Origin of the sequence: Arthrobacter sp. LFS091 (assembly GCF_047977885.1) — a bacterium.
Lineage (GTDB): Bacteria > Actinomycetota > Actinomycetes > Actinomycetales > Micrococcaceae > Arthrobacter.
Genome location: NZ_JBFPFP010000002.1, coordinates 566,723 through 586,342, shown reverse-complemented (window position 1 = coordinate 586,342; position 19,620 = coordinate 566,723). Strand labels below are relative to the sequence as shown.

Annotated in this window: 18 protein-coding genes and 1 pseudogene; 10 read left to right on the top strand and 9 right to left on the bottom strand. The window is 63.5% G+C overall.

The genetic code is table 11. The features are described from left to right. Positions 1–2,250 (top strand): annotated as a pseudogene (locus ACNQOP_RS05590) (hypothetical protein); the annotation flags it as partial. Between the two features lie 89 nt (positions 2,251–2,339). After that, on the top strand, positions 2,340–2,768 hold the full coding sequence (locus tag ACNQOP_RS05585) for a hypothetical protein (RefSeq protein ID WP_257370247.1): 429 nt from the start codon (positions 2,340–2,342) through the stop codon (positions 2,766–2,768). Positions 2,769–2,807: 39 nt separating this feature from the next. On the opposite strand, the gene ACNQOP_RS05580 is transcribed toward ACNQOP_RS05585, so the two are convergent. Next, positions 2,808–3,173: a hypothetical protein gene (locus tag ACNQOP_RS05580; protein WP_416403601.1), complete on the bottom strand. Its 366-nt coding sequence runs from the start codon at positions 3,171–3,173 to the stop codon at positions 2,808–2,810. Between the two features lie 276 nt (positions 3,174–3,449). Between ACNQOP_RS05580 and ACNQOP_RS05575 the strand changes: the two genes are divergently transcribed. From ACNQOP_RS05575 to ACNQOP_RS05555, 5 genes are all read left to right on the top strand, one after another. Next, complete coding sequence (locus ACNQOP_RS05575) at positions 3,450–5,012, top strand: pyridoxal phosphate-dependent decarboxylase family protein (protein WP_416403600.1); 1,563 nt, start codon at positions 3,450–3,452, stop codon at positions 5,010–5,012. Next, positions 5,009–6,352 carry a lysine N(6)-hydroxylase/L-ornithine N(5)-oxygenase family protein gene (locus ACNQOP_RS05570; protein ID WP_416403599.1) on the top strand — a complete coding sequence of 448 codons (1,344 nt, stop codon included), beginning with the start codon at positions 5,009–5,011 and terminating at the stop codon, positions 6,350–6,352. Before ACNQOP_RS05575 ends, ACNQOP_RS05570 begins: the two co-directional genes overlap by 4 nt. Continuing rightward, positions 6,349–6,939: a GNAT family N-acetyltransferase gene (locus tag ACNQOP_RS05565; RefSeq protein WP_416403598.1), complete on the top strand. Its 591-nt coding sequence runs from the start codon at positions 6,349–6,351 to the stop codon at positions 6,937–6,939. The genes ACNQOP_RS05570 and ACNQOP_RS05565 overlap by 4 nt, the downstream gene beginning before the upstream one ends. Then, a complete protein-coding gene (locus tag ACNQOP_RS05560) occupies positions 6,936–8,777 on the top strand; it encodes an IucA/IucC family protein (RefSeq protein WP_416403597.1) in 1,842 nt (613 codons plus the stop codon). The genes ACNQOP_RS05565 and ACNQOP_RS05560 overlap by 4 nt, the downstream gene beginning before the upstream one ends. 123 nt (positions 8,778–8,900) lie before the next feature. Then, positions 8,901–9,680, top strand: a complete 780-nt coding sequence (locus ACNQOP_RS05555) for an SDR family NAD(P)-dependent oxidoreductase (protein ID WP_257370242.1) — start codon at positions 8,901–8,903, stop codon at positions 9,678–9,680. Here the strand turns inward: ACNQOP_RS05555 and ACNQOP_RS05550 are convergent. Together ACNQOP_RS05550 and ACNQOP_RS05545 are read right to left on the bottom strand one after the other, a co-directional pair. Continuing rightward, entirely contained in the window at positions 9,677–10,231 is a 555-nt protein-coding gene (locus tag ACNQOP_RS05550) for a TOPRIM nucleotidyl transferase/hydrolase domain-containing protein (protein WP_284985087.1), read from the bottom strand. The genes ACNQOP_RS05555 and ACNQOP_RS05550 overlap by 4 nt on opposite strands. Before the next feature lie 14 nt (positions 10,232–10,245). After that, positions 10,246–11,313, bottom strand: coding sequence for an FUSC family protein (locus ACNQOP_RS05545; RefSeq protein ID WP_284985088.1), 1,068 nt, complete (start codon positions 11,311–11,313; stop codon positions 10,246–10,248). Between the two features lie 133 nt (positions 11,314–11,446). Between ACNQOP_RS05545 and ACNQOP_RS05540 the strand changes: the two genes are divergently transcribed. Beyond that, complete coding sequence (locus ACNQOP_RS05540) at positions 11,447–11,917, top strand: SRPBCC family protein (RefSeq protein WP_257370239.1); 471 nt, start codon at positions 11,447–11,449, stop codon at positions 11,915–11,917. Then, positions 11,914–12,429 carry a GNAT family N-acetyltransferase gene (locus ACNQOP_RS05535; protein WP_257370238.1) on the top strand — a complete coding sequence of 172 codons (516 nt, stop codon included), beginning with the start codon at positions 11,914–11,916 and terminating at the stop codon, positions 12,427–12,429. The genes ACNQOP_RS05540 and ACNQOP_RS05535 overlap by 4 nt, the downstream gene beginning before the upstream one ends. Before the next feature lie 12 nt (positions 12,430–12,441). Here ACNQOP_RS05535 and ACNQOP_RS05530 read toward each other — a convergent pair whose 3' ends face one another. The 3 genes from ACNQOP_RS05530 to ACNQOP_RS05520 are packed head-to-tail and all read right to left on the bottom strand — an operon-like array spanning position 12,442 to position 14,448. After that, the gene (locus ACNQOP_RS05530) at positions 12,442–12,855 is read right to left on the bottom strand and encodes a VOC family protein (protein WP_257370237.1); all 414 of its coding nucleotides are present in this window, start codon (positions 12,853–12,855) and stop codon (positions 12,442–12,444) included. A 9-nt stretch (positions 12,856–12,864) separates the two neighbouring features. Further along, on the bottom strand, positions 12,865–13,488 hold the full coding sequence (locus ACNQOP_RS05525) for an FMN-binding negative transcriptional regulator (protein ID WP_416403596.1): 624 nt from the start codon (positions 13,486–13,488) through the stop codon (positions 12,865–12,867). Positions 13,489–13,515: 27 nt separating this feature from the next. Further along, positions 13,516–14,448, bottom strand: coding sequence for a DMT family transporter (locus ACNQOP_RS05520; protein ID WP_416403595.1), 933 nt, complete (start codon positions 14,446–14,448; stop codon positions 13,516–13,518). Here ACNQOP_RS05520 and ACNQOP_RS05515 point away from each other — a divergent pair. Continuing rightward, a complete protein-coding gene (locus ACNQOP_RS05515; RefSeq protein WP_416403594.1) occupies positions 14,447–15,862 on the top strand; it encodes a PLP-dependent aminotransferase family protein in 1,416 nt (471 codons plus the stop codon). The two genes, ACNQOP_RS05520 and ACNQOP_RS05515, sit on opposite strands and share 2 nt — an antisense overlap. Before the next feature lie 206 nt (positions 15,863–16,068). Here ACNQOP_RS05515 and ACNQOP_RS05510 read toward each other — a convergent pair whose 3' ends face one another. The 3 genes from ACNQOP_RS05510 to ACNQOP_RS05500 all read right to left on the bottom strand — a co-directional run bounded on the left by ACNQOP_RS05510 (position 16,069) and on the right by ACNQOP_RS05500 (position 19,386). Then, positions 16,069–17,712, bottom strand: coding sequence for an MFS transporter (locus tag ACNQOP_RS05510; RefSeq protein ID WP_416403593.1), 1,644 nt, complete (start codon positions 17,710–17,712; stop codon positions 16,069–16,071). A 409-nt stretch (positions 17,713–18,121) separates the two neighbouring features. After that, on the bottom strand, positions 18,122–18,568 hold the full coding sequence (locus ACNQOP_RS05505) for a hypothetical protein (RefSeq protein WP_416403592.1): 447 nt from the start codon (positions 18,566–18,568) through the stop codon (positions 18,122–18,124). Beyond that, a complete protein-coding gene (locus tag ACNQOP_RS05500) occupies positions 18,565–19,386 on the bottom strand; it encodes a putative protein N(5)-glutamine methyltransferase (protein WP_416403591.1) in 822 nt (273 codons plus the stop codon). The genes ACNQOP_RS05505 and ACNQOP_RS05500 overlap by 4 nt, the downstream gene beginning before the upstream one ends. Positions 19,387–19,620 lie beyond the last annotated feature (234 nt).

The following is a 19,620-nucleotide window of genomic DNA, read 5'->3' as shown; positions in this document are numbered from 1 at the left end:
ATGGAGTTCAGCAAGACTGCTGATGCCTCAGCCGTCCAGGATCCGTCCGTTGCAGGTGACAAGATCACCTACAACTTCACGGCCAAGAACACCGGCAACGTCACGCTGAAGGACGTCTCCATCACTGATCCGATGGCTGGCCTCTCGGCTTTGGCATACACCTGGCCCGGTACCCCGGGCGAGTTGCAGCCCGGCCAGTCGGTGACGGCTACGGCAACGTACGCGATCACGCAGGTTGATATCGACGCCGGTCACGTGGCGAACGCTGCGACCACCACAGGCACTCCGCCCACCGGTCCGCCGGTGACGCCTCCTCCGGGAACCACGGACACCCCGTTGACCCCGAAGCCGGCCATGGAGTTCAGCAAGACTGCTGATGCCTCAGCCGTCCAGGATCCGTCCGTTGCAGGTGACAAGATCACCTACAACTTCACGGCCAAGAACACCGGCAACGTCACGCTGAAGAATGTCTCCATCACTGATCCGATGGCTGGCCTCTCGGCTTTGGCATACACCTGGCCCGGTACCCCGGGCGAGTTGCAGCCCGGCCAGTCGGTGACGGCTACGGCAACGTACTCCATCACCCAGGCTGATATCGACGCCGGTCACGTGGCGAACGCTGCGACCACCACAGGCACCCCGCCTGTTGGGCCGCCGGTGACGCCTCCTCCGGGAACGACGGATACCCCGTTGACCCCGGCTCCGGCCATGGAGTTCAGCAAGACTGCTGATGCCTCGGATGTTCATGACCCGTCCGTTGCAGGCGACAAGATCACCTACAACTTCACGGCGAAGAATACGGGCAACGTCACGCTGAAGAACGTCTCCATCACGGATCCGATGTCGGGGTTGTCTGCCCTGGCGTACACCTGGCCGGGCACTCCTGGCGAGTTGCTTCCGGGCCAGTCGGTGACGGCGACGGCGACGTACAGCATCACGCTGGCTGATATCGACGCCGGCCACGTGGCGAACGCTGCGACCACAACAGGCACCCCGCCCACCGGTCCGCCGGTAACGCCTCCTCCGGGAACAACGGACACCCCGTTGACCCCGGCTCCGGCCATGGAGTTCACCAAGTCGGCGGACAGCTCGGCTGTTCAGAACCCGACTGTTGCTGGCGACAAGATCACCTACAACTTCACGGCGAAGAACACCGGCAACGTGACCCTGACCAACGTATCCATCACAGATCCGCTGGCTGGCCTCTCGGCACTGACCTACACCTGGCCCGGCGTTGCAGGAACACTGCTTCCAGGAGAAACCGTGACGGCTACGGCAACGTATGCCATCACCCAGGCTGATATCGACGCTGGGCATGTCGCGAACAACGCCACGACCACCGGTACTCCGCCGGTCGGACCCCCTGTGACGCCTCCTCCGGGCGAGACGGACACCCCGTTGACCCCGGCTCCGGCGATGACCTTCACGAAGACGGCAGACGCTTCGGCGGTTCAGTCGCCGTCGAAGGTTGGGGATCGGATCACCTACAACTTCACGGCCAAGAACACCGGCAACGTGAAGCTCACCAAGGTATCCATCACGGATCCGTTGGCTGGTCTCTCGGCTCTGACGTACACCTGGCCAGGTACTCCGGGCGAGTTGCTGCCCGGACAAACGGTGACGGCTACGGCGACGTATGCAATTACCCAGGCCGACATCAACGCTGGTCATGTTGCGAACAGCGCCACCACCACCGGTACGCCTCCGACGGGAACGCCCGTTACTCCTCCTCCGGGAGAGACGGACACACCGCTAACGCCAAACTCGGGCTTGGAGTTCTCCAAGACGGCCGACGCTTCAGGGGTGGGGGACCCCACCCACGTTGGAGACGTGATCATCTACAAGTTCACGATCAAGAACACCGGGAATGTGCCGTTGACGGGCGTCGCTGTCAACGATCCCATGGTGGGCCTCTCGGCATTGACCTACGCCTGGCCAGGGGTGGCAGGCACACTGCTTCCCGGGGAAACGGTGACAGCTACGGCGACGTACGCGATCACCCAGGCCGACATCAACGCCGGTGAAGTTGCCAACACGGCAACCGCATCGGGTAGGCCCCCGGTGGGACCCCCTGTCGCCACACCACCTGCAAGTGTTGTTGTGACCTTCCCGCCGGTGGTTCCGAGCCAACCCGGAGGTTCGCTGGCCAGCACGGGAGTTGTCCTCACCGTGTTGCCCATCAGCCTGCTGGTTGTTGGCGCGGGGCTGTTCCTGTTCCTTGTTGGACGCCGCAGGCGTTCCGAGGCATAGGACAAAAGTGCGCGGCAATCGGGGCCCCAACCCCGGTTGCCGCGCATTTCATGAACGAATAAAACCCAGAAGAACCAGGAAGCCAGACCATGAAGAAGACAGTCGCATGCATTGCGGGTTTGCTGGTTTCGGCGGCCGCACTCGCTGGTTGCTCGTCGTCCCCGAGCAACGAAGCGGGCACATCGCCGTCGTCAACCACAACCCAAGCCGCCACCACAGGTGAGGCAAAACCTGCCAACCCGGGTGTCGGGATTATCGAGGCCACCACCATGACGTCCTGCGATACCGCGCCAGGAAAGGTGACAGCCAAAGGGACGGTTACACCTCCAGAGGGCACCAAGGGCGCGGTGAAGATCACCGTTAGCTGGGTGGATCCGTCCACCTCGGCGGTTCTGGCGCGCGGCGAGCAGACCTTCAAGGACGCGCAGCCAGGCAAGGCCCTCGACTGGGTAACCAACAGCGAAGTGACCAAGCCTGCCACCGCGATCAAGTGTGTTTTGGGCGCCACAGTGGTGTAGTTGGCCCCATTTATTGGGGGGCGGCCGATCAGGTACTTGTTACCTGGTCGGCCGTTTCTTTTGCCACTGCGCCGCGTGCCAGAACAGGAGGGCGGCAGTGAGCAGGACCGCAGCCAGCAGCGCATACGGCGCGTTGGACAGCATCAGGAAGTTCAGTTGGGCGGACTCGGGCTCCTGGCTGGGTGTCGGGCTGATGATCGCTGAGGTGGCCGTGGTCAACGCCCACGCTCCGAACCACGCCAGGCCTACATTCAAAACCCACAGCGCAACGACGAATGGATTGATGGATGGGCGGGACCTCTCCGGGACAACAGGCTCGGGTGCGTGCGGGCTGATCGCCGTGACGGCCTTGCCGTTCTCGTCAATCTCGCGGAAGCCGATGCGCTCGTGAACGTGGTCCTTCATGGGATCCCCCAGCCCGTGGCCGTTGATGTTCTCTGCACTCTACCCCGTCTGATCGCACTCAGGATGGTGATCCCTCCGCGCTTCCACGTCAACAAAATCGGCCAACATTGTGCACTTCGGCCGGTGCCAAACAAAGTCAATGACGTACCCGCACGGCAAAAAACCGCAAGAAACCGCCTTCCAAGCGAAATAGGTCACAAAAGTTTGACGGAAAGGCTTACCTAAGTAAGGCTTACCTTGCTAACAAGCGCCCCAATGCAATGGAAGGAAGCTGACGTGACGTCACCAAGTGTCGAAGAGCGGATCGCTCAGGAGCAGGATTTTGGCTCCAAAGTGGAACTGGCCCTCGCCGCCACCAACCAGCTGTTCAACGCAAGAAATTCGCCCAGTTACGTCGCGCAGGTTCTGCAAGGAGTCAACGCTGTCTCCACCAAAGTGCAGCGGACCGCCAAGCCGTTCACCGGCGTCGGGCATGCTGAGCTGAAAGCGAAGGTTGGCGCCGTCGACCTCGAACGCCCACTGCCTGATACGGCAGCGGCCCTTGAGGAACTCGACGAGCTGTACCTCAAGGACGCCATCTACTTCCACGACGCCCGCTATGCGGCCCACCTTAACTGCCCGGTCGTCATCCCGGCGCTGGTTGGTGAGGCTGTTCTCTCGGCAGTGAACTCCTCCATGGACACCTGGGACCAGAGTGCGGGTGCCACCATGATCGAGCGCCGCCTGATCGACTGGACCGCTGAGCGCATCGGCTTCACCGCCGACGCCGATGGCGTGTTCACCTCGGGTGGCAGCCAGTCCAACTTCCAGGCCCTTCTGATGGCGCGCAACCACGCGGTGGCCACGCTGCGTGTCGGTAACTCCGAGGCCCGTCTGCCGCACTTGCTTGACCGCCTCCGGATCTTCACCTCTGCCGACAGCCACTTCAGCATTCAGAAGTCCGCGTCCATGCTGGGGCTCGGCTTCGACGCCGTTGTTGCCATACCCACTGCCGAAGACCACCGCATGGACCCCACCGCCCTCGCGGCTGCTTTGGCTGAAGCACACGACGCCGGGCTGGTGCCGATGGCGGTTGTGGCCACCGCCGGGACCACTGACTTCGGTTCGGTTGACCCGCTTACCGAGCTCGCCGCTCTGGTGCGGGCCTACGATTCGTGGCTGCACGTTGACGCCGCCTACGGGGGAGGGCTCATTGTTTCGGGTCGCCACCGGCACCTCCTGGACGGGATCCACCTGGCCGACTCCGTCACGGTGGACTTCCACAAGACGTTCTTCCAGCCGGTCAGCTCCAGCGCTGTGCTGGTCCGCAACGGCTCCATGCTGGGACACGTCACCTACTACGCGGACTACCTCAATCCCGAGAGCGCCGCGAAGGCCGAGATCCCCAACCAGGTGGACAAGAGCATCCAGACCACGCGACGCTTCGACGCCCTCAAGCTGTGGCTGACCTTGCGGATCATGGGTGCCGACGCAATCGGAGCGCTTTTCGATGAAGCGATCGACCTCACCGCCCGGGTAGGTTCGTTGCTGGCCGACGATAACGAATTCGAGCTCGCTGCCCCACCACAGTTAAGCACCCTGGTATTCCGTTACCGCCCGGTGGTTGACGGTCTTGTCATCGATGAAGACGCAGCCGATGCCATCAATCCCGCGATCCGCGCAGCGATTTTCGCCTCGGGTGAGGCTGTGGTGGCGGGCACCAAGGTGGCTGGTCGCCACTACCTTAAATTCACCCTCCTCAACGCTGAGGCCTCCCTGCAGGACATCCAGGAAATCATCGAACTCATTCGCAGGACGGGCGCCAGCCTCCTCGCAAACACCACGGAGGCCGCCGCATGAGCACCCCAAACAACGGCAGGATTTACGACGTCGCAGGTATCGGCGTCGGGCCCTTCAACCTGGGCCTGGCGGCACTTAGCGAGCCGGTGGCGGATCTCGATTGCGTGTTCCTGGACCGCCGCGATTCCTTCGACTGGCACCCGGGCATGATGCTGGAGCCGGCACACCTGCAGGTTCCCTTCATGGCGGACCTCGTGACCCTCGCCGATCCGACGTCGCCTTTCTCTTTCCTGAATTTCCTGAAGCAGACCGGACGCTTGTACCGCTTCTATATCCGTGAGAACTTCTACCCCCTGCGCGCGGAGTACAACCAGTACTGCCAGTGGGTGGCGGGTCAGCTGGAGTCTGTCCGTTTTAGCACAGATGTGCTGGATGTGAGCTACGACGACGGCGTGTACCACCTTTCCGTTCAGGGTCCCCAGGGCGTTGAGATGCTTCGCGCCCGGAAACTGGTCCTTGGCACAGGCACATCGCCCTATGTACCGGACGCCTGTGCAGGAATAGTGGACGCCGGGGGACTGGTCTTCCACAACGCCGACTACCTGTCGAGGAAGAGTGAGTTGCAGTCCAAGCGCAGCATCACGATCGTGGGCAGCGGCCAGAGTGCGGCCGAGCTGTACTACGAACTCCTTCAGGAAATTGATGTCTACGGCTACCAGCTCAACTGGGTAACCCGTTCCGGCCGCTTCTTCCCGCTCGAATACACCAAACTCACGCTGGAGATGACCTCGCCGGAGTACGTGGACTACTTCCATTCGCTCCCCGGCGAGCAGCGCGACCACCTGATCAAGAACCAGAAGAACCTGTACAAGGGCATCAACTCGGACCTGATTGACGACATCTACGATCTCCTCTACACCAAGAGCCTCTCCGGCATGGTGGACACCCAGCTGCACACGCACTCGTCGCTGACTGCAGCCGAGTGGGACGGCTCCACCGGCACCCACACACTCCAGCTTCATCATGAAGAACACGGGCGGGACTACACCCTGGAGTCCGAAGCCGTGGTCCTCGCCACCGGCTACAGCTACAAAGAGCCCGCCTTCCTGGCAGGGATCCAGGACCGAATCCGCCGCGACTCCAAGGGCCGCTTCGACGTCGAGCGCAACTACGGAACCGGCGTCGAACCCGGCGAAATCTTCGTCCAGAACGCCGAGCTCCACACGCACGGTTTCGTCACCCCGGACCTGGGCATGGCCGCCTACCGCAACTCCTGCATTCTGCGCGAAATCACCGGTCGCGAGGTCTACCCGATCGAGCGCAGCATCGCATTCCAGCAATTTGGCGCACCGGCTCCCGTGGCGGCCAGCCTGCCGGAAACAACTGGAGCAACCGTATGAGTTTCACATTTCGGCCCGTGGATCCCGTGGCCGATGCACCTGTCCTCCACAGCTGGGTCAGCCAGGAGTACGCCCGCTTTTGGGGCATGGTGTCGGCCACCGAACAGGACGTAGTGGAGGAGTACTCGCGAATAGCCGGATCGGACCACCACCAGGCGTTCTTAGGGCTCGACGACGGCGCCCCCGCCTTCCTGATGGAACGGTACCGCCCGGAGTCGTCGCCGTTGGCGGACGTCTACGAAGCCCGGCCCGGTGATGTAGGAATGCACCTGCTCGTGTCCCCACCCAGCCGGGAACCGCAGCCGGGCTACACCACCGCCGTTATGCAGTCCGTCATGACGGAACTGTTCGATGACCCTGCAACCCAGCGGGTCGTCGTCGAGCCTGACGCCCGGAACCACAAGATCCACGTGCTCAACGAAAAGGTGGGCTTCAGGCCACACGGCGTGGTGACGCTGCCCGCCGTCGATCCTGCCGAAGACCACAAAATGGGGCTCCTGAGCTTCTGCACCCGCGAGGATTTCCTCGCAACCCTGACCCCGATCCTGGCCGCGACTGCCGCGCCAACCAGAGGAGAATCCCTGTGACCACCACTGCCGATAACGTGACCACCGCGGCCGCTGCCTCGGTGTCCCACCTGACGCCCGAGCGTTGGGCCATTGCCAACCGGCACGTGGTACGCAAGGCGATTGCCGAGTTTTCACACGAACGGATCCTGGTCCCGGAGTTGATCCGGGAGGAAGGCGCCGGCGTCGGCCTGTACAAGGTGGTGAGCGACGACGACACCGTCGAGTACCGCTTCCGTGCGCGCGTCCTGCAGCTGGAGCACTGGTCTGTTGTCGCGGACTCCATCGTTCGGTTGCGGGATGGCCAGGAGCTTCCGGTGGACGCCTTGGATTTCATTGCCGAATTCCACGAAGCACTGGCCATCCGCCAGGAAATGCTGCCCGTGTACCTCGAGGAAATCAGCAGCACGCTGGCCAGCCACGCGTACAAGCAAGGCAAGCCGTTCTCCTCCGCGCAACTGGCGGCAGGCGTCACCGGAGGCGCGGATCGTGCCCTTGACTTCCAAGCCATCGAGCACAGCATGACTGAGGGTCACCCCTGCTTCGTGGCCAACAATGGCCGGCTGGGATTCGGGATCGCGGACTACCATGCGTTCGCGCCGGAAACCGGCGGCACTGTGAAGCTGCAGTGGATCGCCGTGCATCGCAGCAAGGCAGTATTTACCTCGAGCGCCGGGCTGGATTACCGCACGCACTTCGAAGCTGAACTCGGGCCAGCCACGTTGGCTTGGTTCAACGCGGAGCTTTCCGCGTCAGGGCTGGATCCGGAGGACTACCTCCTCATGCCCGTCCACCCATGGCAGTGGGACAACAAGCTCACCGTGACGTTCGCGGCAGAAATCGCCCAGCGCCACATCGTGAACCTTGGCACCGGTGAGGATTCCTACCAGGCACAGCAGTCCATCCGGACGTTCTTCAATACCGACCACCCAGAGAAGGCCTACGTCAAAACGGCCATGTCCGTGCTGAACATGGGCTTCATGCGTGGTTTGTCACCGCAATACATGAAGGCAACACCTGCCATCAACGATTGGCTGCAGGAACTGATCGGCAATGACCAGGAGCTCCAGAACCGGGGCCTGGCCATGATCCGTGAAACAGCGGCCATCGGCTACCACAACCACTACTACGAGGCCGCTTCGGCCAAGGGTTCGCCCTACCGAAAGATGCTCTCGGCCCTGTGGAGGGAAAGTCCGCTGCCGTTGCTCAAGGATGGACAGCAGCTGGCCACCATGGCGTCGCTGCTGCATGTTGATGGCACTGGCCAGTCCATGGTTTCCGCCCTCATTGCGCGATCTGGACTGGCTCCCACCGAGTGGCTGCGCCGCTACTTCGAGGCGTATCTTGTGCCGTTGCTTCACTGCCTCTACCAGTACGAACTCGCGTTCATGCCGCACGGCGAAAACGTCATCCTGATCCTTGAGGACGGTGTGCCGGTCCGGGCGATCATGAAGGACATTGCCGAGGAAGTCGTGGTGATGGGGGACCGGCTGGAACTGCCGGAAGAGGTTTCGCGCATCAAGGCCGAAATCCCGGCCGAGGAAATGGTCCTCGCCATATTCACCGATGTTTTCGACTGCATCTTCCGCTTCCTGGGAGCAATCCTTGTGGAGGACGGGACGCTGGGCGAGGACGGGTTCTGGGAGACTGCCGCGGCTGTTGTGAAGGAGTACCAGCAGCGTCACCCGGAGCTCGCGGATCAGTTCGCCATGCACGATCTGTTCGCTCCGGACTTCGAACTGTCATGCCTCAATCGGCTCCAGCTGCGGAACAACCAGCAAATGCTGGACATCTCGGATCCTTCGGGCGGGCTGCAGATGGCGGGGCGCCTGGCCAACCCCTTGGCGAAGTTCGCCTGACACCCCGCGAGGGGTTAGGTCTCGGCACTCTCGGCGTGCCCAAAGGGGGTGGGAGCTAACCCCTCGGCGTGGGCAAGGGGGTGGGAGCTAACCCCTCGGCGTGGTGGCGGCTAGTCTTGGCCCATGACGACTCGAGCCAATGAACTCACCGCCCTGGTCACCGGTGCGACGGCGGGGATCGGTGCTGAATTCGCCCGCCAACTCGCCGAATCGGGGCACCACCTGGTGCTGGTGGCCCGTGACGAGCAGCGCCTGAAGGACAAAGCCGCGGAGCTTGAACGCGACTTCAGTATCTCGGCGGAGGTCCTGCCCGCAGACCTGACAACCGACGTCGGCGTTTCGGCAGTAGCGGATCGTCTCAGGGATGCCGAAAGGCCCGTGGACGTGCTGGTGAACAACGCCGGACTGGGGCTCCTGAAGTCGTTCGAGCGCAACGATTTGGAGGAAGAACGCCGGCATCTGAGACTGCATGTCCAGACGCCCATGGAGTTGTGCCACGCTGCCTTGGAGGTGATGTTGCCACGCGGAAGGGGCAGGATCATCAACGTTGCCAGCGTTGCCGCGTTCGCTAACCGGGGCACGTACTCGGCCGCCAAGGCATGGCAGGTGACTTTCAGTCGCTGGGCCAACCTCAGCTATGCGAAGTCCGGAGTCCAGGTCACTGCCGTGTGTCCGGGTTTTACTCATACCGAATTCCACGACCGCATGGGCATGGACAAATCCGTGGCTCCACGGTTCTTGTGGCTGACCGCTGAACGCGTGGTCCGTGTGGGGCTGGAAGACAACGCAAAGGGCAAAGGCGTTTCCATCCCCACCAAACGCTACAAAGTGGTCAGCTTCTTCGCGCGCATCTTGCCGGCAAGGCTGACGTCCGGCCCACCGCGGAAGCCGCTGGAGCCCTAACTTTCACGCGTGAAGGCTTCAACGAGCTGCGCGAGCGGTTCGGGCGCTTGCCCCGCAGGTAAAGCGTCCACCAGTAACGGCGCGTATCGGATCTTGTTGCCGCTCCGGCCGCCGAAGAACCGGCGCAACTGTGCAGGCTCCGGTTGCCCGCGCTGCGATGGTTGGCGTTGGAGGAGCCGGAACGACGCAAGCTCGCCCTGGGCGTCAATGACGTCCAGCACGGCGTCGACGCCGAGGCTGCGAATGAGTTCATCCTCCAGATCGGCCCGGCAAACATGGAACCCGAGCTCGTCCAGTGGCCCGGATCCGATCCCGGCCTTTTCCAGCGCGCGGGCGATGCCCCACGATTCACGTTCATCACACAGGCCCAAGAGCCGGTGGTTAGCCCCACGCGGACCGTAACGGTCCAGGAAGTGGACGATGCTGGTGGCGCCTCCCATGGGAACCACCGTGACCCGCTCTGAGGCCAGGTCATGACCGCAGCGACGAGCGAGCGACTCGACCGCGAGCCGGTCACTTTCGCCTTCGACCAACACCGTTGTCGCCTGCATGGAACCAGTATGTCTTATGTCCCCTGCGCGGCGGGCTTGGCCTGGGGCGCCCGCACAAGGACGGCGACGGCGATGCCCACCACGGCCCCGACGAACGTTTCGATGGCACGCTCCATCACCAGGACGCCCGGATCCATGGGCGACGCGAGTTGGGCGATCAGCAGGATCACCGGGGTGAAGAACACCATCGCCCAGCCATAATGCCGGGCCATGAACAGCTCCGTGGGGAACTGGCACAGGACCACCACCGCCGCCAGGACCAGGGTGGCGTGGCCGGGAAAGTACTGCAGGGGCGACAGCGGACTGGGGAAAAGTACGACGGCGACCACCACCAAACCGAGGAACGTCCCCACGATGCGGTGGATGCCCCGGTGGACGCGGCTGGGGAGATCGGCCCCGGCGAGCGGCACCGCCGCCGCAGCCATGGCCCAGTGGGGGTGGCCACTCACGCTCACCACACCGATGGCCCCAGCCGCGCCAACCGCCAGCATGTAGCGGGTGGCGTGCACGAGTGCCGCTTGGCGCAGGGGCCCACTGAGCATTGGAACGTCGCGCGTAGCGCCGGCCACCCAGGCCCGGTGCCGGAACCAGCCGGCAAAGCCGACCACCAGGGAGAAGGCGGCGGACGCGGCTCCGATGAGTATCGCCGTCGTGAACGGGACGCTGGTTGGCACCGAAGCGCAGGCGCCCAAGGCGAGGATGCCAAAGAACGGACCAATTGGCTTCAGCCGCACGGCATCGGCATACAACGAGCCGAACCCTGCGAAGAGGGTAGCCACGAGCACCAACCACCACGAGTGGATGTGGTTCACGGACAGGACGACGCCGATGCTCAGCCCGCCGACCAGGATCAGCGCAGCCTGTGCTTGGTGCTTGAGCCGTAGCTGGTGGGTTTCGTTGCGGCCGTACATTCCGGTCAGCGCACCGAAGACTGCGTACATCATGAGGTCGGGACGTCCGATGAGGACCAGGACCAGCGCAGGCACGGCAACGCTGAGCGCAACGCGAACGGCTGAGAGGCGATCGTTGTTGGCCGGGCCAAGGCGGTGGAGTTCACGGGCGTGCGTCAAAAATGCGGGCACAGGGGAACACCACCAATCTTCCACGGTTTGCTTTCGAAATTATCAGGGCGGGCAAGCGTACCGCTATAAGCGCGGTCACAACACGTGGTGAGCTGGCGCGCTCTGAGGCGGAAAGGTCTGGGAAGATCAACGTATGCCTGTTGCTTTCGTTTGCCGCACCCGATCCACCATGCCGCCGCAGGAGCTGTTCGATCTTTCGCGGAACATCGACGCCCACGTGGAGTCGATGACCAAGAGCCGCGAGAAGGCCGTTGCAGGCGTCACGACGGGTCTGATCTCGGAAGGCCAGACCGTCACGTGGCAGGCATGGCACCTCGGAGTCCGGTTCCGCATGACCAGCCGTATTGTGCGGATGGAGGCCCCGGCGTCGTTCTCTGACGAACAGGTGAAAGGCCCCTTTAAGTACCTCCGCCACACCCACGAGTTCCGCCCCGACGGTAGTGGAACACTGATGGTGGACACGATCGAATTCGCGGCGCCTTTCGGCCCGTTGGGCCGCTTGGCGGAAAAGCTGATCCTCGCCCGGTACATGCAGAATCTCATTGAAAAGCGCAACGAATTCCTGGTGGCACAGGCACCGCCCGCGCTGGACGCACGGCAATGATCCGGCTCGCCCACGCCGATGACCTGCAGCTGATGCAGGATATTGAGCGCGCCGCGGGGGAAGTTTTCCGGCAGCTTGGCATGGACCCGATAGCGGACGATGAGCCGTTTCCCGTGGAGGTATTGGGCGCCTACGCCGCTGCCGGGCGGGCGTGGGTGTACGTCGACGGGCTCGATTACCCGGTGGCGTATCTCCTGGCTGATGTCGTGGACGGCGAGGGCCATGTTGAACAGGTCAGCGTCCACCCCGACCAAGCCCACCAGGGCATTGGCCGCGAGCTCCTCCACGCCGCCCGCGTCTGGGCCAGGGGCCACGGAATGCATCGGCAGACCCTCAGTACGTTCCGGGATGTGCCCTGGAACGCTCCGTATTACCGGCGGCTCGGTTTTGAAATGCTCGACGCCGGTAGCTGGGGTCCGGAGCTCACCCGCCTTATGGAACACGAGGCGGAGTTGGGCCTGACCCGCTGGCCCCGGGTGGCCATGTGGCGCCCGGTGGTCCCGCCCACCTAGCCGGCAGTACACCTAGTCGGCGGCCACCAGCTCAACCTCGTAGCTGTCGGTGTTGATCAGGTAAGCGGCGTAGTGGTCCGGGCCGCCGGCGTGCGGGTACTTGGATTCGAACATTTCGTACCAACCCGCGTCCGCTCCGAGCTCGCGGATGCGGTCCACGTTTTCCCGCGTGCCAGCGTGGAAGGCAACGTGGTTCACCCCCGGATCGGTGCGGCGGTGAGCGGTGCCGGTGATGGCATCGGAGCACTCCACCACGACGTAGGTCCCACCAAGTTTCCAGCTGCAACCAGTGGGCCACTCCTGGAACGGCTCATAACCGAGCTCGCCCAGCAGCCACCCCCACTCTGCCCGTGCACGGTCCAGGAACGGCACCCAGATTTCGAGATGGTGAACGGCCCCCACGGACCCAGCTGCAACCTCACGCATGCGCCGAGTCTACGAGGTCCGGGCCCTTTCCACATCGGCGGCGCTCGCAGAATCTCCACGGGCCCGAAGCCCGGCGACGACGCCATCCACGTCGTCGGCCGAACGGTTTTGGCTGAGTTTCGTTTTAGCCTCCACCCGGCTGATGACAAGTTCGACGCCGACGATCGCCCGCAGTTGCCCGGCAATGAACCGCTCGGGTGCTTCGTCCACTGTCCAGGGTTTGGGCATGCCGGCCTCGTTCCGGTCGGACAGGCGACGGACGTGCATTGCCAGCCAGTCGGCGTCGTCATGGATGATCAACTGGCCGTAAACATGCGCAGTGGAGTAGTTCCAGGTGGGTACCACCCGGCCGTGTTCGGCCTTGGAGGCGTACCAGGACGGCGAGATGTAGGCGTCGGCGCCCTGCACGATCATCAGGGCCTCACCGGTGACCGGCAAGGACCACTGCGGATTGTTCCTGGCCATATGGGCTTGCAGCGCACCATGCTCCCCGACTGAGGGGTCGTACACAAAAGGCAGGAGGGTTGCCTGCAGTCCCTCCGGGGACATGGTGACCAGGTTGGCGGCGCTGGTCTGCGTGAGCAACGAGTCAAGCGCTTCCGGTGAGGCGGCGAAATGTGCGGGGGTATACATGCGAGGTGTCCTTTCGGGGGGCGGGTCTTAAGAGGCCGACGGCGGGTTGAGCCTTACGCGGACTGCGGCGCCTGCGCAGAGAATCACCGCAAGGCCGCCCACCAGGGTGGTCCAGTTCAGGGATTCGCCCAGTAACAGCGCAGCCCATGCGATGCTCATGACAGGCTGGACCAGCTGGATTTGACTGACCTGGGCCATGGGGCCGATCGCGAGCCCCCGGTACCAGGCGAAGAAGCCGAGGAACATGCTCACAACGCCAAGGTACGCGAAGCCCAGCCATTGAAGGGGAGTGGCTGAGGGCGGCCCTGATCCCACGGACAGGGCCGTCAGCAGGATCATCACGGGCGATGCCACAACCAAAGCCCAAGAGATGGTCTGCCAGGCTCCGAGTTCGCGGGCCAACAAGCCGCCCTCCGCGTAGCCCACAGCCGCGGCCAGGACTGCGGCGAGCAGCAGCAGGTCGGCCCAGTGCAGTGAACCGAAACCGCCCGACTGGACCACTGCGAAAGCGAGGGCCGCGATCACGCCTACTGCGGTGAGGACCCAGAACAGGAGGCGGGGCCGCTCCCGTCCCCGAATGACCGCTACCGTGGCGGTGGCTGCCGGAAGGAGTGCAATGACCACCGCTCCGTGGCTGGCGGACGTGCTGGTAAGGGCGAAGGTGGTGAGCAACGGGAACCCCGCAACGATGCCTCCGGCCACTGCGGCCAGCCTGAACCATTGCCGGCCCCGCGGAAAGCGCTGCCGGCTCACGGCCAAGGCCAGTGCCGCCAGAAGGGCTGCCACTACGGCCCGGCCGGCACCAATGAACAGGGGCGAAAGTCCCTCAACGGCCACGCGGGTGAAGGGGACGGTGAAGGAGAAAGCGACGACTCCCAGGAGGCCCCACCATATGCCGGTTGAGGTCTTGGGGGATATCACTGGCCGCGAAAGAGTAGTAGCGCTACTATGGTGACTCATGAATAACGATAGCAGTTCCCGCATCGCTGTGCGACTGAAAGAGTGGATTTCGGAAGCCGCTCCGGGATCGAAGCTGCCATCAACCCGCCACCTCGTGGCCGAATACCAAGCCAGCCCGGTCACGGTCCAGAAGGCCTTGCGAACGCTGACATCCCAAGGCTTGATCGAGACCCGTCCGGGCGTGGGAACATTCGTCCGGGCGTACCGCACGGCGAGGCCATCGGACTACGGCTGGCAGACCGCTGCCCTCAGGTCGGCCCAGGCCCCGCGGCCCCTGAACTCTGCTGCAATGCGCAGCGCTTCCAACAATGCCATCGCTTTTCATTCCGGATATCCCGACCGCGAGCTTCTCCCGGAGCGGCTGGTCCGCGCCGCCCTCACGCGGGCTGCCAGGGGAGAAGCCGCCCTCTCAAGGCCGCCGGCGCAGGGCATCCCTGAACTGCAATCATGGTTCGCGCAGGAACTGGGCGCCTCCACGCCGGTTGGCGTCACGCCGCCCCAGCCGAGCGACGTCGTCGTTCTTCCCGGGAGCCAAAGCGGACTCAGCTCCATTTTTCGCGGACTTGTGGGCCACGGCCAACCGCTCCTGGTGGAATCGCCCAGCTACTGGGGCGCGTTGCTGGCCGCGGGTCAGGCCGGCGTGAACATCATCCCCGTACCGAGCGGTCCCGAAGGTCCCGATCCCGACGAGCTGGACAGGGCCTTCGAGGAATCCGGGGCCCGGCTCTTCTACGCGCAGCCAAACTTCGCCAATCCCACGGGAGCGCAGTGGTCGGCAAAGCGTGGGGAAGAGGTGCTGCGGATCGTGCAGCACCATGGCGCTTTCCTTGTGGAGGATGACTGGGCCCACGATTTCGGGATCACGGCGCCTTCCGCGCCGGTAGCTGCCAAGGACGATTCCGGCCACGTGGTCTACATCCGCTCGTTGACCAAAAGCGTGTCGCCGGCCGTTCGGGTAGCGGCGATTATTGCACGCGGACCCGCCCGGGAACGGATCATGGGCGCACAGGCCGCCGAGTCGATGTACGTCAGCGGATTGCTGCAGGCGGCAGCGCTCGACGTCGTCACGCAGCCCGGGTGGCAAACCCACCTTCGCGGACTCAGCCATCAGCTGCAGTCGCGCCGCGATCTTCTGGTCTCCAGCCTCGCGGAACACGTCCCCGAAGCCCACCTCAGCAACCTGCCCAAAGGCGGCTTGAACCTGTGGCTGCGGATGCCGGACGGGTTCGACGTCGAGCAGCTCACCAAGGATTGCGAAGCGGCGGGGGTGCCCATCGCAGCAGGGACCGAGTGGTTCCCAGCAGAGCCGGAAGGGCCGCACATCAGGCTCAACTACGCTGGCCCCAACCCCGGCGCGTTCCCGGAAGGTGCGCGGATTATTGGGGAAGCGGTGCGGAGGTTGCTGTCGTCCTAAGGGCCCGTTGCAGGCCCGCAGTTCCGTCGTTGGCCAACAACGAAACAGCGGGTGAGCAACGTGCAGGTGGTGCCTTAACGACCGTAGCCACCAACCTCAAGGAGAGCGCCTTGGGGTTGGTGGCTACGTTGGGCGGCGCTTGGCCGCGAACTATCCGTGTCGCTTGCAGTGTTACTTACTGCTCAGAAGTTGCAGGCAAAGAGTTCCTAAGCGGGGGTCAGGTCCTTGTTGCCTTTGCCGAACACTGCGTCATCAATGGGCTGGCCGTCGAACGGCATCTCGTCCAGGTTGATGAGCGGGTTGGTGTCCTGCGTTGCGACGAGCTCGCGCGCTTCAGCCTGGGTGTCCACGCTGGGCATGGAACCCGGCAGCGGCCGCTGGGCGGATTCACGCAGGAAGAAGATGGCAATCGCACCGACGATGGACGTGGCCATCAGGTAGTACGCCGGCATCATGTCATCGCCGGTGCCCTCGATCAGGCCCTGCACGATGAACGGCGTGGTTCCGCCGAAGATCGCTACCGAGAAGTTGTAGGCGATACCCATGCCGCCATAACGGCTGGACGTCGGGAACAACGCGGGGAGGGCCGAGGCCAGGTTGGCGATGTAGAACGTCACTGGGAAAGCGATCAGTGCCAGGCCGGCCAGCGTGGACCAGATCTCACCGATGCCGATCAGCATGAAGGCCGGAACCGAGAAGACGATGGTGCTGCCAGCGCCGATCCACAGGACGGGACGGCGACCGATGCGGTCCGAGAGCTTACCGGTCAGCGGGATGCACACGGCCATGATCACCAGGACCGGAATGGTCAGCAGGGTGCCGTGGACGGGGTCGTAGCCCTTGGAATCCGTGAGGTACGTGGGCATGTAGGAGGTCAGTGCGTAGCCAACGGTGTTGGCTGCGGCTGCGAGGATCATGGCCAGCACGATCTGGCGCCAGTAGGCCTTGACGATGCCGATGGGTCCCTTGGCGACGGCAGCATCCTGCGAGGCTGCATCCTTGGCGGAGGCTTCCTGGGCGTCCAGGGTTGCCTGGAACTGCGGGGATTCCTCGATCTTGCTACGGAAGTACACGGCAATCAGGCCCAGCGGGCCAGCGATCAGGAACGGAATCCTCCAACCCCAGTCCTCCATGGCTGCCTGTCCCAGCGTGAGCTGCAGGACTGAAACCAGGGCGGCGCCGAGGGCGAAGCCGATGTAGCTGCCCATGTCCAGGAAGCTGGCAAAGTAGCCGCGTCGCTTGTCAGGGGCGTACTCGCTGACGAAGGTAGTGGCACCGGCGTACTCGCCACCGGTGGAGAAGCCCTGGATGAGCTTCAGGATCACCAGCAACGCGGCGGCCCAGATGCCGATCTGCGCGTAGCCGGGAAGGAGGCCGACGGCGAACGTACTTGCCGCCATGATCATCAGTGTTGCTGCAAGTACCTTCTGGCGGCCCACCTTGTCGCCGAGCCAACCGAACACGACGCCGCCGAGGGGGCGCGCGATGAAGGTTGCGGCGAAGGTGCCCAGCAGGAAGAGTGTCTGGACGGACTTGTCCGCTTCAGGGAGGAACACAGGTCCCATGGTGGTGATGAGGTAGCCGAAAACGCCAACGTCGTACCATTCCATAGTGTTTCCGACGATGGTGCCGCCGAGAGCTTTCCTCAGCATGGGCTTGTCCACCACGTTGACGTCGGACTCCTTGAGCCGGCGCTTCGGGCGAAGCTTTGTTTTCTTCGCCGCGTTCTTTACTGCGTTCATTGCGTTTGCTGCGTTTGCGGCGGCCGGGTTGCGGCCTGCCGGTACCTGCTGTCCGGTGGCGTTCCTTGCGCCATCCGGAGAGACGGTGTTGCTTTGGTCTGTGGGCATTTGGGCTTCTCCTAGGGAGGTCATTTGCTTGCGACTTCTGCTGCCCCGCTCTGGGCAGGCCTTCAATTTTACGCGGTTTTGGCCCAAAACCCGAGTTGAGATCCGATTTTTGGGCCGTTTGGGGGTGCAAATTGCCTAGCTGTGTTGCATCTCATTGCCCGCTCTTGCCCCGTGAACACGCGGATGTCGGCCCGGTTTTGCCCACAAAGCGCGTTGTTACCAAATTGTTTAGCCAAGCCCACCAAAAGGGGTGGAAACGGAGTCAAAAACTGACGGATTGCTTGGTCAGCGTGGTGCTCATCGCGTGGCGGAACGGTGCGTCCACGGGTGGTTGGTAGAAGGGCCCGATACGGAAGCACGATCCGACCTGGCAAGTTCCGATCATCCGATCATCTGATCATCTGATCATTCAGACTTCCGCGCAGGCACCTATGGGTACGGAGGGGTGGCCGAAGAGGACGAAGTGGGTTCCATCTTGTTCTTTCACTCCTACATAGCTGGGCTGGTAGAGCTGAACTGCGGACTCGCAAATTGCTATGGCAGTCTTCGCGGCCTCACTGTCGGCTGCTCCGCGTGGGTCAATGAGTGTGGTGTCGATGCTGAGCCTGCCTGGTTCCGTCTCGGTCACGGCGGTGATGCTACCTGCCCAAGCCGCAGAGGCGTTTGCCGTCTTAAAGTCTGCAGTCTTGTCGACCTCGCCAGATGCGGTCGGGACAGCCTCAGTGGCTACTGCCGGCTGGCTGGCCTCCGTCTTTGTTACAGGCGCGCTGGGCGCGGATCCGGCTTGGGTCGCGGCTGATGAACATCCCGCGAGCAGAAAGCCGGCAACGGCGAGTGGGATGAGTTTCTTGTTCATTGTTGTCCAACGTCCGAAGGCGCCAGGTGAAGTGAACCCAGCACCACGGTTGCCCCCAGAGCCTCATCCGAAACCACTGTGGCCGCGAGCCCCGCACCCACCATGATCGCGGCCGTTTCGGATGCCTGTGCCGTGGAGGTCTCGATCAGCAGGGCTCCACCCGGCGCGAGCCACTCAAGTGCACCGGACGCCACCCGACGCTGCACCGCCAAACCGTCAGCTCCGCCGTCGAGCGCCACCATCGGCTCGTGCAGCCGGGCCTCCGGCGGCATCATCCCGATGGACCCGGTGGGCACGTAGGGCGCGTTGGCCAGGAGCACATTGACTTGCCCCCGGAGCCTGCGGGGGAGTGCCTGGTAGAGGTCACCTTGGTGGACGTGGCCGCCGCGGGGTTCCACATTGCGCCGGGCACACTGGACCGCGGCCGGATCGATGTCGGCAGCGTGCAGCTCGAGCCCACCCATCAGTTCAGATAAAGCTGCGCCTATCGCGCCGGAGCCACAGCAGAGGTCGACGACGACGGCGCGGCGCCCCTCGGTTGACGGCCGGACGATGGCCGCTGCCTGCCGGACCAGGAACTCCGTACGACGCCGCGGAACGAATACGCCGGGTCCCACAGCCATCCGCTGCCCGCAGAAATCGACCCACCCCACGATGTGTTCGAGCGGGAGTCCGCGCACCCTGTGATCAACCATTCGGGCCAGCTCGTCCGGGGTACTGGCCGCGCGGATCAGGAGCTGGGCTTCGTCTTCGGCGAAGACGCAGCCCGCAGCCCGCAAGGTGGTGACGATCGAAGCGATGCTGGTCACGGGAGCCATGCTAGCTGAGGGGTTCACAAACGTGGCGGAACTTGGTTAGGGTATGACGCATGGGAACACTGATTTTTGAGTAGACCGGCAGTGCCCGCCATGGTGCACCTGCTGCGTTTCAGAAGACAAAAATCCACGCCTGTTGAGGCTTGCCTCCATGCCGTTCCCGTTGACGACGCCCTTTTCTTGAACCGCAACACACGGGATACGTGTCTCTTCAGGACTCACACACTTTAGGAGTCC